The sequence below is a fragment of the Flavobacterium album genome (assembly GCF_003096035.1).
Taxonomy (GTDB): domain Bacteria; phylum Bacteroidota; class Bacteroidia; order Flavobacteriales; family Flavobacteriaceae; genus Flavobacterium; species Flavobacterium album.
Map to the genome: position 1 here is coordinate 284,899 of NZ_CP029186.1, position 20,641 is coordinate 305,539.

General features: G+C 44.8%; 20 protein-coding genes. 7 read left to right on the plus strand and 13 right to left on the minus strand.

Annotated elements, in window-relative coordinates; genetic code table 11:
• The 5 genes from HYN59_RS01285 to HYN59_RS01305 form a co-directional block, all read right to left on the minus strand.
• The gene (locus HYN59_RS01285) at positions 1-690 is read right to left on the minus strand and encodes a YjjG family noncanonical pyrimidine nucleotidase (protein WP_108776541.1); all 690 of its coding nucleotides are present in this window, start codon (positions 688-690) and stop codon (positions 1-3) included.
• Entirely contained in the window at positions 690-1,178 is a 489-nt protein-coding gene (locus HYN59_RS01290) for a hypothetical protein (protein ID WP_108776542.1), read from the minus strand. The genes HYN59_RS01285 and HYN59_RS01290 overlap by 1 nt, the downstream gene beginning before the upstream one ends.
• On the minus strand, positions 1,171-2,520 hold the full coding sequence (locus tag HYN59_RS01295) for an ABC transporter permease (protein WP_108776543.1): 1,350 nt from the start codon (positions 2,518-2,520) through the stop codon (positions 1,171-1,173). The genes HYN59_RS01290 and HYN59_RS01295 overlap by 8 nt, the downstream gene beginning before the upstream one ends.
• Complete coding sequence (locus HYN59_RS01300) at positions 2,517-3,146, minus strand: ABC transporter ATP-binding protein (protein ID WP_108776544.1); 630 nt, start codon at positions 3,144-3,146, stop codon at positions 2,517-2,519. Before HYN59_RS01300 ends, HYN59_RS01295 begins: the two co-directional genes overlap by 4 nt.
• A 109-nt stretch (positions 3,147-3,255) precedes the next feature.
• Complete coding sequence (locus HYN59_RS01305) at positions 3,256-3,654, minus strand: hypothetical protein (RefSeq protein ID WP_108776545.1); 399 nt, start codon at positions 3,652-3,654, stop codon at positions 3,256-3,258.
• 184 nt (positions 3,655-3,838) lie between these two features.
• On the opposite strand from HYN59_RS01305, the gene HYN59_RS01310 reads away from it, so the two are divergent.
• Entirely contained in the window at positions 3,839-4,879 is a 1,041-nt protein-coding gene (locus HYN59_RS01310) for an NAD(P)-dependent alcohol dehydrogenase (protein ID WP_108776546.1), read from the plus strand.
• 310 nt (positions 4,880-5,189) lie between these two features.
• Positions 5,190-6,107 carry a helix-turn-helix domain-containing protein gene (locus HYN59_RS01315; RefSeq protein ID WP_108776547.1) on the plus strand — a complete coding sequence of 306 codons (918 nt, stop codon included), beginning with the start codon at positions 5,190-5,192 and terminating at the stop codon, positions 6,105-6,107.
• A gap of 192 nt (positions 6,108-6,299) precedes the next feature.
• Here the strand turns inward: HYN59_RS01315 and radC are convergent, their stop codons facing one another.
• Positions 6,300-6,998, minus strand: coding sequence for a RadC family protein (radC, locus tag HYN59_RS01320; protein WP_108776548.1), 699 nt, complete (start codon positions 6,996-6,998; stop codon positions 6,300-6,302).
• A gap of 93 nt (positions 6,999-7,091) precedes the next feature.
• Here radC and HYN59_RS01325 point away from each other — a divergent pair, with 93 nt between their 5' ends.
• Together HYN59_RS01325 and HYN59_RS01330 are read left to right on the plus strand one after the other, a co-directional pair.
• The gene (locus HYN59_RS01325) at positions 7,092-7,676 is read left to right on the plus strand and encodes a DUF1287 domain-containing protein (protein ID WP_108776549.1); all 585 of its coding nucleotides are present in this window, start codon (positions 7,092-7,094) and stop codon (positions 7,674-7,676) included.
• Between the two features lie 77 nt (positions 7,677-7,753).
• Positions 7,754-9,064 carry a DUF389 domain-containing protein gene (locus HYN59_RS01330; RefSeq protein ID WP_108776550.1) on the plus strand — a complete coding sequence of 437 codons (1,311 nt, stop codon included), beginning with the start codon at positions 7,754-7,756 and terminating at the stop codon, positions 9,062-9,064.
• A gap of 36 nt (positions 9,065-9,100) precedes the next feature.
• Here the strand turns inward: HYN59_RS01330 and HYN59_RS01335 are convergent, their stop codons facing one another.
• The 6 genes from HYN59_RS01335 to HYN59_RS01360 form a co-directional block, all read right to left on the minus strand.
• Positions 9,101-10,459 (minus strand): UDP-N-acetylmuramate--L-alanine ligase, encoded by a 1,359-nt coding sequence (locus tag HYN59_RS01335; RefSeq protein ID WP_108776551.1) that lies wholly within the window; start codon positions 10,457-10,459, stop codon positions 9,101-9,103.
• Between the two features lie 63 nt (positions 10,460-10,522).
• Positions 10,523-11,557, minus strand: a complete 1,035-nt coding sequence (locus tag HYN59_RS01340; RefSeq protein WP_108776552.1) for an RNA ligase family protein — start codon at positions 11,555-11,557, stop codon at positions 10,523-10,525.
• 60 nt (positions 11,558-11,617) lie between these two features.
• A complete protein-coding gene (locus HYN59_RS01345; RefSeq protein ID WP_108776553.1) occupies positions 11,618-12,184 on the minus strand; it encodes a hypothetical protein in 567 nt (188 codons plus the stop codon).
• Between the two features lie 101 nt (positions 12,185-12,285).
• Positions 12,286-14,430 (minus strand): S46 family peptidase, encoded by a 2,145-nt coding sequence (locus HYN59_RS01350; protein WP_108776554.1) that lies wholly within the window; start codon positions 14,428-14,430, stop codon positions 12,286-12,288.
• Between the two features lie 171 nt (positions 14,431-14,601).
• Positions 14,602-15,993, minus strand: coding sequence for a S41 family peptidase (locus tag HYN59_RS01355; RefSeq protein ID WP_108776555.1), 1,392 nt, complete (start codon positions 15,991-15,993; stop codon positions 14,602-14,604).
• Positions 15,990-16,790, minus strand: coding sequence for a DUF5694 domain-containing protein (locus HYN59_RS01360; protein WP_108776556.1), 801 nt, complete (start codon positions 16,788-16,790; stop codon positions 15,990-15,992). Before HYN59_RS01360 ends, HYN59_RS01355 begins: the two co-directional genes overlap by 4 nt.
• A gap of 219 nt (positions 16,791-17,009) precedes the next feature.
• Between HYN59_RS01360 and HYN59_RS01365 the strand changes: the two genes are divergently transcribed.
• The 3 genes from HYN59_RS01365 to lysM all read left to right on the plus strand — a co-directional run bounded on the left by HYN59_RS01365 (position 17,010) and on the right by lysM (position 19,313).
• Positions 17,010-18,053, plus strand: coding sequence for a sensor histidine kinase (locus HYN59_RS01365; RefSeq protein WP_108779607.1), 1,044 nt, complete (start codon positions 17,010-17,012; stop codon positions 18,051-18,053).
• Positions 18,050-18,751 carry a LytR/AlgR family response regulator transcription factor gene (locus HYN59_RS01370; RefSeq protein WP_108776557.1) on the plus strand — a complete coding sequence of 234 codons (702 nt, stop codon included), beginning with the start codon at positions 18,050-18,052 and terminating at the stop codon, positions 18,749-18,751. The genes HYN59_RS01365 and HYN59_RS01370 overlap by 4 nt, the downstream gene beginning before the upstream one ends.
• Positions 18,752-18,860: 109 nt before the next feature.
• Entirely contained in the window at positions 18,861-19,313 is a 453-nt protein-coding gene (gene lysM, locus HYN59_RS01375) for a peptidoglycan-binding protein LysM (RefSeq protein WP_108776558.1), read from the plus strand.
• A 44-nt stretch (positions 19,314-19,357) separates the two neighbouring features.
• Here the strand turns inward: lysM and HYN59_RS01380 are convergent, their stop codons facing one another.
• Entirely contained in the window at positions 19,358-20,560 is a 1,203-nt protein-coding gene (locus HYN59_RS01380; protein ID WP_108776559.1) for an imelysin family protein, read from the minus strand.
• Between the last annotated feature and the right edge of the window lie 81 nt (positions 20,561-20,641).

The window sequence follows — 20,641 nt, forward strand, 5'->3', positions numbered from 1 at the left end:
TTAAAGTAAGTCCTTAAGCTCCAGCAAATGGTGCACCTGCTTTACAGAAGGGTGCGCCTCTTTCCTGAATTCATTAAAATAAATAGCGTCGAGCCCAAAGTCAATGGCTCCCTGCACATCGGCTTCAATGCAGTCGCCTATCATGATGCTGTGGCCCTTTTCGGCATTGGCAGCCTTCAATGCATATTCGAATATCCCGGCATGGGGCTTTTTGCAGCCCGCCATATCCGAATTGGTTATCGTCTCAAAATAATGCTCGATATTGGAGTTCTTCAGCTTTCCGGCCTGCACTTCGTGAAAACCGTTGGTTATAATATGAAGGCTGTATTTTGGCTTCAGGTAGTCGAGTATTTCGATAGCCCCCTCAAACAGGTGATTGCTGTCGGGAAGTAGCCTAATATAGTCTGCGGCAAGCGCATGTACCAATTCGTCATCGGCTTCAAACCCAACCTGGCTGAAGCCTTCCTTCAGGCGGCCATAGCGCAATTCCTCCTGCGTAATGAGGCCGTCACGGAACAGCTTCCAGTACCTGTCGTTTATGGGCACATACAGTTCGATGAACTTTTCGGCATCGATATTAAGGCCGTGCTTTGCAAATATAGTCCTGAAGGTGATAGCCGAATTTTTCTCGAAGTCCCATAATGTATGGTCGAGGTCAAAAAAAACAGCTTTTTTCCCGGCTATCCTCATTAGTTGCCTTTTGTAATAACAGCGTTATCCACGTGGTAGATCCAGTCGTCTACATCCGAATCATTGTAGCGAAACGTGCCGGTAATCGTAACATACTGGTCAGTTTTCAGCTTCGTTGCAGTATTTTTGAAATGAAGCCCCATAATGGTTTCCGGACCAGCCTGTCCGCAAAAGAAGCACGATGCAAAAACATTTTTGCTCAATGCATAGTTCTTATTATCAATGGGGATGATAAAGCCGCTCATTACGACCTGCTTTTTATTCTTCGCCTTGAGCGCAGTGTTCACCACCGGGTACATTACCCCTTCGGGATAATCGGCGCTTGGCTTTTTGATGTATTTTATCTGGCCCAGCAATTTCCAGGTAAGCGTGTCGGATACCGGGGCCGTAGTGTTTTTTTGTGTAGCAATGCTGCCTGAAGGCGAACCAACAGAAGCAAGGAAAAATCCTGAAAGGAGAAGGGCTGCAATGAAAAGTGTCTTACGCATTTGCAAGTGTTTTTGAAATATTTAGTCCGTATGCTTTTATAGCCGGTATGACCGCCGCTAAAATCCCCACAAAGATAGTGAGCAGAAATAAATATCCTTCTTTTTCCCATACAAACTCGAAGGGATTGAAGGACATTTTAAATTCATCTTCAGACGAGCCGGATATCAGGCTTAATGCTATCCTACCAACAATCGTTCCAAATATAAATCCGGTAACGCACAGCAGCAGGCTTTCTATAAGCACGAGCGACAGCAATTGCAGGCGGCTTGCACCATTAACGCGAAGCAGCGCGAATTCGTATTTCCTTTCTTTTAATGTATTGTACAATGCAATGAAAATGCTGATGCCACTGATGAGCATGATGCCGTATGCCAGGTATTGCAGCGCGTCCAGTCCGATACCGAACAGCGTGAACAGCCTGTTAATCTCTATAGCCGGCGAAGCAGCCTGCATTTTGGTGTTTTGCGGGATGAGGCGGGGCCAGGTAACGATCCCCATCTTGCTGCGGAATTTTATCAGTACTGCCGTAATCTCTTTGCCTTCTTCGCTTATCTGCGCGTCTTCGTGGCCGTGGTCATGTTCAGCTTCTGTTGCTGCGTCATGATCATGCGCGTCTTCATGTTCCGGTGCTGCCGCTTCTACCGCATGGTCATGGTTATCGTGATCGTGTGCTTCTTCGGCAATACCTTCGTGTTCGTGGTCATGACCTTCCTCACCTTCTGCATGCTCGTGGTCGTGCATGGCCCATACGCTTTGGATATTGGAAAGTATCAGGTTGTCGACCACTTTGCCTGTAGGCGAAGCAATGCCGGTTACAATGTAGGCGTGGTCCTTGTGCAGTTCTCCTTCTTCGGAGTCGCCATGGGAGCCGAAGAACTTATCCCCTACTTTTAGCTTCATCTTTTCGGCAACGGCGCTTCCTGCCACTACTTCAAAATTCTTTTCAAAGGATTTTCCATCGGTTATTTTAGCGCCATATTTCGTAAGGTAATCGTGGGTAGTGCCTACGATGCGGAATCCCCTGTAATTATCGCCAAAAGCTAATGGTATCGCTGTCTTCACCATTCGGCTCTTCATCCATTTCTTTGCTTCGGTGTAGTCGATGTTGCCTGTTGGGGCATCCACCTGGTACACTGATGAAAGTATCAATTGCAACGGACTTCCCTGCGCGCCAAGCACGAGGTCGATACCGTCGATATTATCGCTGAATTTCTTTTCGAACTGCTCTTCCAGCAATATGAGCAATGTGATAATGGCAACACTGGCTGTCAGCAAAATGATGCTCAATGCAGTATTAAGCGGCTTGAACCAAATATTTTTCCAGGCTATTTTTGTGATCATGACAGGGAGATTTGGTTAGGGAAACGGTCTTTCAGCCTTTGGTCGTGGGTAACGATAACCAGTGCGGTACCGTATTGCTTTGCCAGCAAATCGAGCATATCGGCAACTTTGAAAGCATTCTCGTCATCAAGGCTTGAGGTAGGCTCATCGGCAAGCAAAAGTTTTGGCTCATTGATAAGCGCACGTGCGATGGAAACCCGTTGCTGCTGCCCGATACTCAGTTGCGAAGGCAGCTTATGCAAATGTTCTGTAAGGCCAAGCTGTGCCAAAAGGTCTTTTGCCTTTTGCATGGCCTGTTTTCCGCTGGCGAGCCAAGAAGCAAGCACTACATTCTCGAGTACGTTTAGTGATGCCACGAAGTAAGCCTGCTGTAATACAAGCCCGATATTCTTACCGCGAAAATAATCGAGTTTTTTCTCTGAAAGCTCTGCAATATTGGTATTCTCAATAATAACCTCCCCCTGCTGTGGCCGCAGGAGCCCTCCAAGGAGGTGCAGAAGCGTAGTTTTCCCTTTACCCGATCCACCTGTTATCAGGAGGCTCGTACCACCTGATGCGGTGATATCGGGAAAATTGAAATCGGTGCCTTTCCCATAGGAAAAGCGTATGTTTTTTGTGCTGATCATGCAAATCGTTATATGTCCTGCAAGTTAGGGAATATAACAGCAAAATCAAAAGGGAATAATGTTAACGGGAAGGCATAGTTATCCTGCAAAAGCAGTGTGGCTTGTAATACTATGCCGTTGCGCTATAACTGTCTTTCTTCTCAAAAACAATAAGGCTTTGCAGCAGCCCCTGCTCAGGGTCGTCGTTCTCGTGAGCACGGCTCAGCGTAAGGCCGCCGTCGCGCATGGCCTGAAGGCAGCGTGCATGAATAGCCTCGCGTGTTTTCATATCAGAACGGCTCATATCCAGACGGATCTCAAGGACGGAACGGTGCAGCGCGGGATCCTTAATGTAAGTATCGATGATATGACGATCGTAATTCTCGGAGAGGTTAAAATCTACCAACTGGAACTGACCCTGCTCCATCTTCTCAAGTACCATCTGCGGAAGTTCCCTGTCGCGTATAGCCGGGGCATCGGGGAGATCGAAATCGCCATCATATACAAAGGTCATGGTGTAGTTGTCCATAGCAATTTTTATTATAAAGTTACAGCATCATACACCATCCACATAGCAGATTAACAAGTTGATAATACATAAAATATCCTTAAAAATGTGGCACCTTCATTTTGGATACAACAATATTTGTTTTGGATACTTCCGGATTGAAATACGTACTGATATTTGCCTGTCGAATTATAAAAATAAAACCATGATACAAGCGAAAGGGTATGCAGCCCAAAATGCAGAAACAGACCTAGCACCGTGGGATTTTGAGCGCCGCAACGTAGGGCCGCACGATGTACAGATAGAAATATTGTATTGCGGTGTATGCCATACAGATCTCCACCTCATCAAAAACGAGTGGTTTCCGGGGTTGTTTCCTATGGTGCCGGGACACGAGATTGTAGGCAGGATCGTTGCTACCGGGGCACATGTAAAGAAATTCAGCATTGGCGACCATGCCGGCGTGGGCGTGATGGTAGATTCCTGCCAGCATTGCGAGAATTGCGATAACGGGCAGGAACAATTTTGCCTTGAGGGCGGCGTGCTTACCTACAACAACCTTGACAGGGAAGGCCAGCCTGCTTATGGCGGTTACAGCAATACTATCGTGGTACACGAGCGGTATGTACACCTTATTTCCGAAAAGCTGGACCTTGCCGCCGTAGCCCCGTTGCTTTGTGCCGGTATTACAACCTACTCGCCTTTGCGGAAGTGGAAAGTAGGCAAAGGGCATAAATTAGCTGTCGTAGGGCTTGGAGGACTGGGACACCTTGGGGTAAAATTCGGATTGGCTTTTGGTGCCGATGTGACTGTACTTAGCACATCAGAATCGAAACGCGAGGATGCCAAAGCGCTGGGAGCGCACCATTTTGTGGTAACTAAAAACCCTGAAGAAACTGCAGCAGTGGCCGCAACGTTCGACTTTATACTGGATACCGTGGCCGCCGACCATGAGATTGCACCTTACCTGGCCATGTTAAGGACGAACGGGACTTATATTAATGTAGGGATGCCGGTCAAACCGCTGGAAGTGTCAGCGTTTACATTGGCATCCGGCAATAAGACAGTAGCAGGATCCGGTGCAGGAGGAATGCCCGAAACACAGGAAATGCTTGATTTTTGTGCTGAACATAATATCGTGTCTGACATTGAGATTATCGATATTAAAAACATCAACAATGCTTTTGAAAGGATGCTGAAAGGCGATGTGCGGTATCGTTTTGTTATTGATATGGGGACTTTGTAGGCATTCTTCTTTTGTCTTGAAACAAAAGAAGCAAAAGTTCAAGGCCACAAATATTTCACTTAAAATCTACGGATTTTTGCATCGCGACCCAAGCCGCGGCCTGCTGCGCGCCGCTCGTGGATCGCTCTCCTTCTCCCAACGCGAAATCCTTCCTTGATTTTTACGTGAAATATTTGATGCCGAGCTTCACTCGAACCTGCTTACTCCTGCTTTATTTACAGTTACACAATAAGAGTTTTGGTTAGGTTTAGAGAAATTCAATTAAACAATAATCCTATCTTTACCATATCCTTTTTCAAAAATTCCTAAAATGAAGCCAACTGCACAATCACCCATACATATCGATTCTGTTTCGGAAATGCACCGCTTCCTGAACCTTCCGGGGCCCGAGCATCCGCTGATAAGCATGATCAGCTTTAAAGATGTTGAACCCGAACTAAACGAATGGGGACGCGGAATGATTATAAACCTTTATATCATAGCTATCAAAAAGGAATTTACAGGCAAAGTGCGCTACGGCCAGGGCTATTATGATTTTGACGAAGGCATGATGTCGTTCATCGCGCCGGGGCAGCTGTGCTACCAAAGCGGGCCCGGGGAGAATCCGAGGGGCGGGCAGATGCTTATCTTTCATCCCGATTTTTTAAGGAGTTACCCGTTGGGCAAAAAAATAAAGGAATACGAGTTCTTCTCTTATGATGTTACCGAAGCGCTCTACCTTTCACAAAAGGAAGAATCTATGATCGAAGGCATCATGAAGAATATCGAGCAGGAATACCACTCCACCATGGACGGTTTTAGCCATGATCTCATTATGTCGCACATAGAGCTGCTGCTCAACTATTCTAACCGCTTTTACAACAGGCAGTTCATGACCCGCAAAGTGGCGCACAACGACCTGTTGGTAAAGCTCGAACGCGTTTTTGAAGAGCATTTTTCTTCTGAAAATAAAACGGCTGCCCTGCCTACGGTAAAAGATATTGCCGCAAAGCTCAATGTATCGCCGGGATACCTGAGCGATATGCTCCGCACCTACACCGGGCAGAACGCACAGCAGCACATCCATAACAAGCTGATCGAGAAAGCGAAAGAAATTTTGACCACGACACCATTATCCGTAAGTGAAATAGCTTTCCAATTAGGATTTGAGTACCCGCAATCGTTTAGTAAGCTGTTTAAATCGAAGACGAATGTGTCGCCACTGGAGTTTAGGAAGTTGTTTAATTGAAAGCAGGTTCGTTTATTAAATTTAGAAGGTTTTAAAAATACAAGTTCGGAAAAGTTTGAACAAATAGTACAAACATGTTCTTCCTTTTCGACGAAGGAGAAATCTCAATTTGTTACAATGATTTTCTGAGATTTCTCTCTCCGCAAGCTCCGATCGAAATGGAAAACCGGTCATTTGAGAAATGACAATAATTCACAGAATCCCCATATCTGCAAAGCTCAGATAGCCGTTTTCGGTCACGATAACATGGTCGAGCACATTGATGCTTAGTGTATTCCCGGCGGCTTTGAGCTCGCGGGTTATCTGTTTGTCCTGCTCACTGGCCTGCAAAACGCCTGACGGATGGTTATGGCAAAGGATTATAGCGACCGCACTTTGCTCTAAAGCCGACTTGAATACAATCCGCACATCTACCACCGTTCCGGTAATACCGCCCTTGCTCAGCTGCGATTTGTAAATGACCTTATTGGAATTATTGAGGTACAATATCCAAAATTCCTCATGCGGCAATTCGCCTATAATGGGCTGCATGATTTCGAAAACCGCACGGCTCGATGTTATCTTTTTTAAGTCAACGGTTTCTTCTTCCCTCCTTCTCCGGCCGAGCTCCATTGCGGCGGCGATCGTTATGGCTTTCGCCTCCCCTATTCCCTTAAAATTCATAAGCTGCTGCAGCGACTGCTTGCCCAGTGCGTTCAGGTTGTTGTCTACACTTGAGAGTATACGCTTGCTAAGCTGTACGGCACTCTCGTTGCGGCTACCGGAACCGATAAGGATCGCTATCAGCTCGGCATCACTGAGTGCAGCCCTGCCTTTCAGCATCAGCTTTTCTCGGGGTTGGTCGTCCTCAGCCCAGTATTTTATAGAAAATGTGCCTTGTGTTTCTTCCATGGTTAAGGGAATTTGTACGAATTTAAGTAAATTCATAAACCATCGGCATACTATTATAAAATTTTCTGTCGTTAGTTTTAAAAATTATTCGTCATGAAACACCTCTTACTTTTATTCCTGTTGGGATTTGCCTGTGCTTCCCCTGTTGAAAAGACATTTGCTGAAAAGCTGTCCGATGCAGCAATTTCCCTTACGAAAGATGATGTGCGCTATGACGGCACTTATTTTAAAATCCCTTACCCCAATGGCGACGTGCCCAAAGGCAAAGGTGTGTGTACCGATGTGGTGATACGGGCTTACCGGAAACTCAACATCGACCTCCAAAAAGAAGTGCATGAAGATATGAAGGCCAATTTTTCCAAATACCCGAAAAGCTGGGGATTGAAAAGCCCCGATACCAATATCGACCACAGGCGTGTCCCGAATTTGCAGGTATTCTTCACCCGAAAAGGCACATCACTTCCCGTTACCGATAAAGCTGCCGACTACAAGCCCGGCGATATTGTTACCTGGATGCTGTCGGGCAACCTGCCGCATATTGGGATTGTAGTCAATAGAAAATCCGAAAAAAATAGTGACGGGTATATGGTGGTGCACAACATTGGCGGCGGCCAAAACCTTAACGACTGCCTGTTTGATTATAAAGTAACAGGGCATTACAGGTACCAAAAGAAATAGCATTCTACTTCTTAAGAAATTCCTATAAATTTTGATGCCGTTGCAATTTTTTGTAATTTGAATTACAAACTATTCTTATGGCAAAATTCAGGACGATCTTCAACCTTAGCGAAGGCGAAGATGATAAGGAAAAAACCCTCGAGACCATCTCAAGGAACATTACCTTTAAAGGCGCCAACCTATGGATACTGGCATGTGCGATACTGGTGGCGTCGGTTGGACTCAATGTAAATTCGACCGCTGTTATCATTGGCGCAATGCTTATCTCACCGCTTATGGGGCCTATCGTAGGCGCAGGGTTTGCACTGGGCATTTATGATTTTGCACTGCTTAAAAAATCATTGATCAACCTGCTTATAGCTACCGTTGTAAGCCTGAGTGTATCTACCTTTTACTTTTTTATAAGCCCTTTTAAAGATGTACAATCAGAACTACTGGCGCGCACAGCACCGAATATCTATGATATACTGATAGCCTTTTTCGGTGGCGTTGTTGGCGTAATCGCCGTTACGCGTGTAGAGAAAGGCAACCCTATACCGGGTGTTGCTATCGCGACTGCTTTGATGCCCCCGCTGTGTACCGCAGGGTATGGCATAGCCACAGGACAATGGGCCTATTTTCTTGGTGCTTTTTACCTGTACAGCATTAACTGCGTATTTATAGGGATAGCGACATTCCTTATTATTAAATACTTAAAGTACCCACCGAAAAAACAGGTGAACGAAAGGCAGCAAAAACAGGTAAAAGTCACCATTACAATACTGATCATCATAATGCTGGTGCCCAGCGGCTACCTGGCATGGTCGCTGTACCGCGAACAGCAGTTCCGGAAAAATGCCGACCTGTTTGTTGAAAATGAATTTACCTCAAAGGGCTATACTGTGGTATTTAAGAAAAGCGACTTTAATGCCGGAAAGAAGAAGCTGGAACTGGCTTTTTTACAAAAAAGGTTTAGTGACAGCGAGATCGATTCGTTGAAAGCACACATAAACGGCTACCATTACCTGACCGGTACAAACCTAATTATAAGACAGGATACCACCGACCGCTTTACAGCGCTGAAGGGCGATATACTCAATGAAATTAAAAGTTCTGAAAACGAGATTAATGTACGGGATGCGAAGATCGTACAATTAGAGAAGAACCTCGAGCAAAATAAGTTCGATACAAAACAACTGCTAAATGAATCCCGGGCATTGTTCCCACAGATCGTTTCAATGTCGGTTTCCAGGAATGAGATGCTTACCGGCAAAGACAGTATTACAGCATTTACCGCAGTAATCTACGCCGCACCAAAGGCCCTTAACAAAGCCGATACGGAAAAATTTGCGGACTGGCTTAACCAACGGCTTTCTGTAAAAAACGTGGTGGTGTTGCGGAAAGAATAATGTGATGGCCGATCACCTCTCTCCAAAACCACGCGATTAAAGCAATGTTTTCACCTCATCAAAATTAAGCCCGCCGTAATTACCGGAGCTCATGAGCAATAACGCTATTCCTTCAGTATCGTATTTCAGGTGGAAGAGGTATTCCTTAAAGGCAGCAGGATTGGTATAAATGATCAGGTCCTGTCGGTTAAAGGCTTTGGCGATCTGCTCATAAGTAACTTCTTCAAGCTGCTTGATCTTTACCGCATCCGGGCTGTAGAACACAACAGCTACATCGGCAGCATCGAGCGCCCCTTCATATTCTTTTAAAAATTCGGCGTTGAGGCTGCTGTAGGTGTGCAGCTCCAGGCATGCGATAAGCGTGCGGTCCGGGTATTGTTCTTTTACAGCTTTGGTGGTGGCGGCTACTTTGCTCGGGGAATGCGCAAAATCTTTGTATGCGACATTCTTTCCATTCTCCGCAATTTTCTCAAGGCGCTTGCTTGCTCCTTTAAAGGTCGCTATAGCCTCGTAGAAGTCGGCTTCATCTACACCCATGTTCTGGCATATCCATTTGGCTCCGGCCAGATTGTTCAGGTTGTGTGCCCCGAACACCTCAATCGGCATTGGGCCTTCGGGGGTTTCGAGGTAGGTGGTTCCGTTGTTCACAGTATATTCCGGCGTGTGGTACGGCAGCTTGCGGATTGGGTTGGTCGCTGCTTCGGCCACGCGCTTTACTTCGGGGTCGTTCTCGTTGTACACAAGTATTCCTCCGTTGGTTATCTTTTCGATAAATATCTCGAACTGCTCTACATAATTTTCGTAGGTAGGGAACACATTGATATGATCCCACGCGATGCCACTTATCAGGGCAATGTTAGGCTGGTAGAGGTGAAATTTCGGTCTGCGGTCCATTGGGGATGACAGGTATTCGTCGCCTTCGAGCACAATAAAATCGTTGTCCTCCGTCAGGTGTACCATGTTATCGAAACCTTCCAATTGTGCGCCTACCATATAATCCACTTCAATATTGTGGTATTTCATGACATGCAGTATCATGCTGGAAATGGTCGTCTTGCCATGCGAACCACCGATAACGACACGGGTCTTGTTCTTGCTTTGCTCGTAAAGGAATTCAGGATACGAATAGATGGTGAGCCCGAGTTCCTGCGCCTTAAGCAGTTCAGGATTATCAGCTTTGGCGTGCATGCCCAGGATAATGGCTTCTATATCCGGTGTAATCTTTTCGGGAAACCAGCTCAGTTCGGCAGGCAATAACCCTTTCTTTTCGAGGCGTGTTCGCGATGGCTCAAAAATAGCATCGTCGCTGCCGGTTACATGATATCCTTTATCGTGAAGGGCCAGCGCAAGGTTGTGCATGGCCGCGCCGCCTATAGCTATGAAGTGTGTTCGCATCAAATGGAATTTTGCCAAATTTACCAAATAGATTTATAATTGGCTTATTGCTGAAAACAAATCTTACATGAATTTCCTTCTTTGACCTATACTAATTGTTATTTCTGCATTCAGCCTATTTATAAGCCACTCTTTTTGCGAAGGTGTAATCTCATCAAGAACTCCTTTATTGTCGATATTAAAATCCTCCAGCATATCCCGCAGGTATTCGGCGTGGATGGCAGCTAACCGGTCGGCATTAGTAAAGTCCAGGCTGCCGATCTTGGAGATCACACTGTTAAGGCGGTTATCAGTTAAATAAGTGCGTATCTCTTCTAAAAGAAACCCTATCTGCTCCGTATTCGTTGTTACCCCGGGTATATAGGACCATTTCTCCGCTTCGTGGAATTTCTTCTCCTCATCGAACTCCTTATTCTTTAATTTCAGGATTGGGCGCTCATCATTTTCAATCAGCCCATTATGCCGCAATGGTTTTATCACTACTCCTTCTATCAGGTTATTTTCCAACGCGGGCCATCCTAACTGTGCCGGCACTGCGGAATTAATGCGTGTATTAAAATTCAGTGCCTCATTCAATTTGCCGGTAAAAAGGACGCGTGCATGAAAGATGCCGAACCTTTCTAAATAACCGACAGCATCTTCATAGTCAAGATAAGCTTTTGTGCCATCTTTTACTATGGCTATGTCAAAGGCACAAAAGCCTATTGCGGGGGTGTAGTATACCCCTGTCTGTATAGCTTGTACATTGGGATACGGCAGAACCTCCGGGTGCGGGTAGCTTCCCCCGAATAGCTCGCCATACAGCATATATTTTTCTGCTGGTAGGTCTGCCGATAACTGTTCAAAAAGCGCCAGCACTTTATCTTCAAGCTGATGTACGACTTCCTGGAAACCGAAAAAATCATCGCTCCACGACAGATACTCTTTCCTTTTGGCAAAGGCCAGCTTCCTGTCCCGGTATACAAAGCTGAAATTAGCGCCATGCACCTTTTCGGTCACGGCCCACTTTAGCTTGTTCAACTCACTGAATGCTGTTGTATCCTGCCCAAGGCTATTGAAGTTTTTGGGCATTTTCTCATATTCTGAAAATTCGTTCACCTATTTATTTTTGATTTATCACCGGGCATTCATTAAATACTCCATAATAATGTTTTTACATTATAGATAATAAAAAATAGACTGAAATAATTTTTCAGAAGCTTTGGTATTATTATCCTTATAGTAATTCAACTGCATTACCGTAGTTATAGTGCTTCTTGCGACCTCTTCATCTGTTAGCAATGGCTCATTCTCATCGGTGTAGGTTATTAAATGTGTGTACCCAGGTTTGAATGCAAAATACCACTGATTATTAACGTACCGACAACTGACAAACCGAACGCAATCTACACGTCTGCCTATATTATCCGAAATCCTGTTAAGCCCTAGTACTATAGCCTTGGTTTTGCTTTTGTCAGTAAGTACAGGGAATAGTATTTTCATTTTTGACACCCCTTCCGACGACAGTTCCTGATAGTTCTTAACCATATAGGTATCCAGTTTTTCTAAAAATTGCTTTTGTGAATCACGCGAGAGGAATGCTGTCGAGGCGGTCTGGAGTTCTGTATATTGCCGGGCCAATCTTTGATTACTATCTTTAAGCATATCGCTGGTATGCTCTTGTTTTAAGTTACTGCACCCGCAAATAAAGCAAAGCAGGAATACAGTTATGAGAATTTTTCGCATATAATTTTATCAGAGATAGTGAGATCTGCTGCTACAAATATAAAAAAACCGCCCTTCATCAGGGCGGCTATCTATTATCTAACGTCTTTTATCTAATCGTCTTATCTAACGATCGTCATTTCGTCAACAATATGTTTTGCTCCTGAGAACTTGTCGATGATCCAAAGTACATAACGGATATCCACATTGATCGTCCTTTGCAGGTCTTTGTCAAAGATCACGTCTCCGGCCATAGCTTCGATGTTACCATCAAAAGCAACGCCTATAAGCTCCCCTTTGCCGTTAAGTACCGGCGAACCTGAGTTACCGCCTGTGATATCATTATCCGTAAGGAAATTTACCGGCATGTAACCTTTCTTGTCTGCATACTGGCCAAAATCCTTCTTGTTGTACATATCAATAAGTTTCTTAGGCAGGTCGAACTCCTCATCATTCGGCTTATATTTCGCCACTTCACCCTGCATTGTGGTATAGTAGTTCACTTTGGCATCATTCCTCTTATCTTTAGGAAGCGACCTTACTTTACCGTATGTCAAACGCAGTGTGCTGTTGGCGTCAGGGTAGTATTTTGCAGTTGGGTTAGCCTCCCTCATACCTTCAACAAGAAGGCGGAATGCTTTTGAATAGTCTGCATCCAGCTTGGTTTGCTCATCCGATTTTGCCCTGTATTTTGTCAAAAGATCCGAAGACAGCTTGTACAGCTCATCTTTTTTCAACACTTCAGCATTCGGGTTTTGAAGGAAAGCAGCGAGCTTTTCTTTCGAACCGAATATACTTGAGTTGAAAGCATCGTTTACATACGCTGTAAAGTTATTGCCATTTTTATCACCCAGCTCTTTTACATAAGGAGCAATCGGGTATCCAACTGCTTTCGTAGCATAAAGGTTAAGCTGTGCTGCAAGCACGTCTTTCTCTATCGGCATATATAATGTTGCATACGACTCATCAATACCCGCCTGAAGATCAGGAAGCATTTGAGCCCTTGCAGCTTCGTTGGCATTGGTATACGCCTCAAGCCCACGGCCCAGGCTATACGGAAGTGCTGCGAAAGTAGCAGTCCTCAGCATACCCACCAGGTAGTTGTCATGGCGCGCCTTCTCATTCGTTTTAGAATAGAAGTTGTTCAGCGTGGCTATTACAGTGCCGTATTTATCTTTATTCGCAGGCATGTTTGCCCATTTGTTGAATTTATCTTCAGCCATTTTCTTTTCGGCGGCGGTCTTATGCTTGGTAAGCGCATCGATCATACCCTGGCGGTTCTTCCAGTAGTTGGCCACGCTTGCATATTGCGATGCATAGTGAAGGCGCACCTCGTCGCTTTTATCCATGTGCACTTTCATTTTGTCCATGCCCAGCTTAGATGATTCCACCCATGCCGGGTAAGCAAACTTCACGTTCTGCTCGATACCGCCCGCAGGCATCCAACGGTTGGTACGGCCAGGGTAGCCAAGTATCATGGCAAAATCGTTCTCCTGAACACCTTTAAGGCTTACAGGAAGGTAGTGTTTTGGCTTAAGCGGTACATTGTTAACCGAATATTCCGCAGGGCTTCCGTCGGGGTTGGCATATACGCGGAACATAGAGAAATCCCCTGTGTGGCGCGGCCATTCCCAGTTGTCTGTATCGCCACCGAATTTACCGATGCTCTCAGGGGGCGTACCTACAAGGCGAACATCTTTATAATCCTGGTACACAAAATAGTAGTACTCATTCCCCTGGAAGAAAGAGCGTACAGAAACTACATATTTCCCACCTTCGTTATTCTCTTTTTCAATAAGGGCGCTTTCCTGCTGTACGGCTTTTTCCCTTTCAGCTTCGGTCATTCCCGGGGTCAGCTTGCCCAATATCCTTTTTGTAACGTCATCCATCCTTACGAAGAAACGCACTGACAGCTCTTTCGGTTTTAGCTCTCCGGCACGGTTTGCCGCCCAAAAGCCATTTTTAAGGTAGTTCGCTTCAGGGGTAGAAAGTTCTGCAATGGCATCGTAGCCGCAGTGGTGGTTGGTAAGCACAAGGCCATCTTTAGATATGATCTCGGCAGTACAGCCGCCGTTAAACTGCACAATGGCATCTTTAAGGCTGTGGTTGTTGATGCTGTAGATCTCTTCAGATGTAAGCTGCAAGCCCATTTTTTGCATATCCCTGTGGTTAAGGCGCTCAATGAACATCAAAAACCACATTCCCTCATCAGCCCTTACAGGCAGTACCATCAGCGACATGGTAAGGAATAAAATAAGTTTTTTCATATAATTCGAATAAAGTTAATAGTTAGACTGATAAGTCCACCGAAACACAAAAATGTTACAGTAAAATTACCGGTTTATTGATTTAGTGATGCGAAGATAACTGTTTTTTGAGAATTTCGTAAAACAACACCGTCGTAAATACTGTACTGTCACAATTTTTCACGGTAAAAATCAATCTCCTATTAACTTCACCACGTACTCCAGCGCATCCTCACTTTTCGGCAATAGAATATCCGGCTGAATGCTGTCATTGTCTGGCATACCACTGGGGCGCACGTTGAAGCTGGTGGAAACCTGGAAAGTTATCCTGCTATTGGGGAGCATGTACCATATCAGGGGATCGGCATAAAAGCTGGAAAGGTTGCCGGTGGGCTGTCCAACGAGCATGCCAAGGCGGTAGTCTTTTACCATGGCGGCGAACATAGAACTCGCAGAAAATGTATCGTTATCTATAAGAAGGTACACTTTTTTCGGATGCTTCAGAGCAGACCTGAAGGGCTTGTGCTCTTTGTGTTCTACAACAGCTACAGTGCCGTCTTTGGTTTTACGGATCGCACCGGCATGCTCGTTCAGTCCGTATAAGAATTTCGCCCAGCGCAGGACGCCCGGTATGTACATTTGTGCAAAATTCTTCCGGAACTCGGGTGTCACTTTCCACATTGTGCGGGAGGATATGCGGAATGGCTTACCGGCAAAGTAGCGTGCCATATCTTCGCAGTACCGGTCATCACCGCCATCGTTGCCACGAAGGTCGATCACCAGGTTTTTTATCCCCCGCCTGTTTAGCTCCCGGAATGTTTTGCGATAGAATTTCCTGTAATAGCTCCGCGGTTTTGTATCAAAATCGGCAATGGTTATCAATGCCGAACTTTCATTGGGGAACGTCAGGGTACACACCTCTTTCTTTTGGGAAGGTGCACCTGCTTTATCGAGCTGCCCATACGTAATGCCTTCAGTCATAATTGGGGCTTCAATATCAGAATACATAATAGCATAGGGCGGCTCCCATCCGTAAACTTTCCATACATAATAGGGGAATGATTCACATATTGCCCGTTCATCCAGAAAGTCAAGCTCTTTTCCACATTGTTTTTTCATTGCCGAATAAATCGTATCCATTGGCCTGCCATTTATACTGATGATCCTGCGGGAAGCATCTGCCTGAGAATTGCTGCTAAAGCTTTGAAGCGGATAATAGCCTCCATCCTTTTTTTGGATATTGAACGGGAAGAACAGCCCTCCGCGTGCAACATATTCCTCGCGATATTTCCACGGATAGGTACGCGTATGGGCATCGTTCATGAATACCAGCAACTGCTCGGTTTTCCGCCAGAATCCGAAATTTGAAAGGCTGTCAGGCAGGCCCGCTTTCATCTGCTTTACGAATATATCCCACTCTTCCCTGTTCCGGTAGTGATACGGATTGACATGCGAGTAGTTGATTCCGTACACCATGACATCGATATCATGTACCATCTGCTTTTTAGAAAGCATGTCCTGCGAAAACATCTTTTGTGCGGCGCCCAGCATCAGGATAACGGCTGCAAAAATTACTTTTATCATTTCAATATATCTTTGAGCTCCACGATTTCGAAAGTATTGTCGTATTTAATGAACTCACGCAGCATTGCTGTATGGCCTGCCCCCAGGATAACCATCACTTTGTCGTCTCCCGCATCGGTAAGCCTTTGCAAAAGCGAATACATATACAGATTGCGGCGGTACCATTCCGATACCAGGTAAGCGCCCGTGAAATTGCCGTTGCCACCACCCCTGTTAGCAATGCTTAGGTACCACCCAATGTTTTCATGATCTTCTTCGGGCTTGTTGTGTTCAAGGAGCAATTGGGTCAGCGTATATGTGGCTATCCTTTTGTTTTCGGTTGCTTCATACTTTTTCATCGCAGCATCGCTTTGTTGTATAAGTCCGTCCTGTTTTGCTTTTTTCATTTCGGCTATAAGGCTGTCGTACGGAAAAACGGTTTGGTTATAATCTATAGCGTACAATTTTTTATGGTTAAGTTTCTTAGCAGAACGTAAAGCCACCTGCACGATCTCGTCACCTTTTTTACTTATCAGGCTGTCGGCATCCCTGCTGTAAAACTTGTCGAGCGACGCCTGTTTTTCATAAGGCCATTCTACAAATATCTTGTCCGGTGAAAAGGCTTTTATTTTATTGGCTATGTTCTCAAGCTCTTTCTGGCTCTTTGGGGTCATTACATCAAAACTGTTGAACTGCGCAACATCGTGCCCGGGGTTCTCAAAATGAAATGTCCCTATCACAAGTATCTGTTTCTTTTTTGCCTGACCGTAAGAAAGGAAGGAAGAGGCAATCATAAGTAGTAATGCTAATTTTTTCATGACATTGGTTTTTTAATTCGGATCAAAAGTACAGGCGGTATCACGGCGGTTTTAAAACTTTTGACCAATGAACGGATTGAAGCCTACTAACCGTCATTGTTGGCGTCCTGAAAATCCGTCATCCTGTTTTGGGCGGTTCGTGTACGCAAAATGGCTATTGGTGTAAATAATTGATTTACCTTTATGGCTATGGATACTTTTGAGGAAAAATCCATCATTATGAGACAGAAGATCCCTTTTCATTACCATATATTGCTGTTCGTCGCCGTATTCCTGTTCTTTACCGGATGGGATATGGGTTCCAAAGCCGACCGCATGACTGACGAGCTCAGCATGTCTAGCCTGATATTTGGCTTCACGCATATATTTACTATATTCCTTATTTACCTGCTCAATTACTACTTCGTTTGTCCTTATCTTCTCAACCGGAAGCGGATATTGCTGTATGCTCTTTCGGTACCTGCCTCATTACTCCTTTTTGCCGGATTAAGGTATCTGATAGAGGAAGTTGTCGTTTACAGCATTATAGGAATGCACAATTACGCCCCTGAATCATTGCAACCCGGTTATTACATCAGGGATAATTTCTATTTCGGGCTGCCGTCGATATTGCTTTCGGTAATTGTATATCTTTCCTGGCAGGCACACGTGTACCGCATGAAAAACCAGTTGCTGGAGATCGAGAACCGGCATGCCCAGTTCGCATTGCTCAAATCGCAGGTGAGCCCGCACTTTTTATTCAATACGCTGAATTCTTTTTACAGCGAATGGGTAGAAAAAGACGAGGAAACCGCAGCCGACCTGCTGGTACTCTCCGACTTGTTGCGTTATATCATTACCGAAAGCGATAAAGAACAGGTGCCTTTAGAAAAGGAGTTACAGTTTATTGATGGTTATATCAGGCTACAGAAAAAACGGTTCGAGAACCAGATGTACCTTACTTATTCTGTAGAAGGCGATGCCGGAAACCAAACGATACTGCCTGCCGTAGTAATTCATTTCATAGAAAATGTATTCAAGCACGGGATTATTAATGATAACGAAAAACAGGCTTTGATACATATTACTATTTCCGGGGGAAGCCTTGAGATACGGACGAGAAATCATATACAACAGGGAGAGAATTATTCCTCTACAGGCATAGGGTTCAAAAACTTAAGTGACAGGCTGGGCTATGCGTATGGTGAAAATTTCAAGCTCGATAAAACCACCGAAAATGATATTTTTACAACCTATTTAAAGATTCCGCTCAAACAATCATGAAGCTAACCTGTATACTTGTAGATGACGAACCGCCTGCTATCCGCCTTCTTGAGAAGTATGTGGAGCGCATACCTTTTTTAGAAAAGCTTGCCGTGTTCAGCGATTCATTAAAGGCGCTGGAATTCCTGAATGCCACCAGCGTTGATGTGATCTTTCTTGATATCCAGATGCCACAGCTTACAGGGCTGCAGCTGTCTAAGATCCTTCCTGAAAGCACAAAGGTCATATTCACCACGGCCTATCCGGATTTTGCATTGGAGGGTTTCGACCTTAATGCTACCGATTACCTGCTGAAGCCTATTGCATTTGAAAGGTTTTATAAAGCGGTGTCGAAACTCAGCCCTGAAAATAAGACAGCCTCAGCACCCGTCTCCCCTGCTACGGATTATCTTTTCATCAAAACTGATGGCAAGAATAAGTTCTCCAAAATTTTCCTTGACGATATATTATATGTAGAAGCATTGCAAAATTATGTGAGCATCCATAAGGTAAATGATACTGTTATTACCCACAGTTCGCTGAAGAATATCCTCGACCTGCTGCCTGCTAACGATTTTATCCAGATACACCGCTCCTATGCCGTAGCCGTAAAGCAGATCGACACCACCGACAGCTTTTCTGTCTTCATAAAAAAGAAAGAGCTCCCGTTGGGTAATACCTACAAGGATGCTTTCTTTAAAAGAATCGGGGACGTATAGTTAAGAATCCGTTGGGATTTATACATAAACCTTTGCTAAAATTAAAAGCACAGCTTTTCGGGTTAGCCGGGCTTTAGTAAATTTAATATCCAATTATAAAACTAAAGCTATGAGCACAGTATCCTTCATGAAAGAATTAGGAGAGAAAATTTTAAGCGGCAATGCACAGACACCGGAGCAGGAGCACAAAAATGCAAGTGACCTGATGGCATTCGTAAAAAAACTGGGACTTACATACAAGAATATCCAGATATCAGCCACCGGCGGTAAAGTAGTCCTTGAAGGCGAAGTTGACACGCAGGCTGATGCCGAGAAGATCGGACTCGCTGTCGGAAATGTACAGGGTGTTGAATCGGTAGAGAATAAAATGCGCGTAACGGTTTCGGAACCGGAATCGCAATATTATACTGTAGTATCGGGAGATTCGTTGTCTAAAATTGCCGGCAAATATTATGGCGATGTACAGAAATACAATGTAATATTCGAAGCTAACAAACCCATGCTAAGCGACCCCAATAAAATATACCCGGGACAGGTTTTGAGGATCCCTGCACAGAAGTAATAGCTGACCTCTAAATAAAAATCCCACAGAAGCGGGATTTTTATTTAGAGTGTATAGCCGGCTGCGGAAGCCCCTTCTATAAATTTTTGCTTTAGGGATTCGAGTTTAGCTATTGCCACATTTACCTTTGGGCTTTGTGTCGCTATTGCATTATCAAAAGGTGCCGGTATATCATTAACGGCAGCCCCGGCAGCCGTAATAGCTGCAGCTATTTCATTGGCAAGGTTTGCGTCGGAAGCCCTCACAAGGCTATCCACTCCCGCGCCATCTTCCATTGGAAAAGTTTCTGACAGCGGTACAATTCCATAGTAAAGGTTTGAAATTCCTTCCAAAGCTTTTTTAATATCAGTCAGTGAATTATCGCTGAACTTTGAATGTTCTGTATAATCATTACCCGACACGAAAGGCTGCTGCAGGTGTTTCTGCGAAAGCTCAGAAGTGGCGAGAACCAGGCCCCGGAAAATGTTTTTTATAACCACATCATTATCCTGCTCAATAACTGCGTTAACCATATCCCCATAGATGATTGGTGATTCGTGTTCCCATCCAAACCAAAAAAACTGCATGTCTTTCAGCAGCGTACTATACACGCTTACTGCCAACTGGCCCCGCCGTCCCGCCCAGGACTCAGTACCAATCGAGTTGAAATCAAGGTAAGTGGCTTGTCCGGGAAGGTTTAGTGAAGGATCGGTATAATCCGCTCCCCAAAGCAAATATTCAAGGCTATGATAACCTCTGGTAACATTTTCCTGTCCGCCCTGCTGGTGCCATTGCTTTACAGTACCTTCTGATATCTGGGGATATGCAGAAGTCCCGGTAAAGATGGAAAATGTATAATCTTCATTTAAAGGCCATACATCGATGTATTGCAGTGTGGCGGAACTTCCTGCATAATCCCTGGCTGAAAGCGCTATTGGCAGTGTTTTCATATACTCACCCATAGCTGTGCGCCATTGGGACTGGCAGTTCGCAAACTGCTGTTCCCGTGTGTCAACATAGACATGAAGTGAAGTCAAAGAGCTTGATAAAGATAGAAAGCTGTAGTAGGCGCCATCATAGGTTCGTTCAGCTACATCAAGATAGTTATCTACGATTTCGCCTTTATTGACAATAGGATTGCCTGGATTTTCGGTATCGCCGGGGTTTTCCGGGTTGTTTGGATTCGCAGGATTGGTCACATCCGAGCTACTGTCACTGCACGCGGCCGCCAAAAAAGCCGCTAATAGCAGAACGTTGATTTTTTTCATTAATGTTGGTTTTTGCTGCAAAAAAACAATTTATTCCAATACTAAAGGAACTTGTTTCCCAAACTTTTCAACATTTCAACA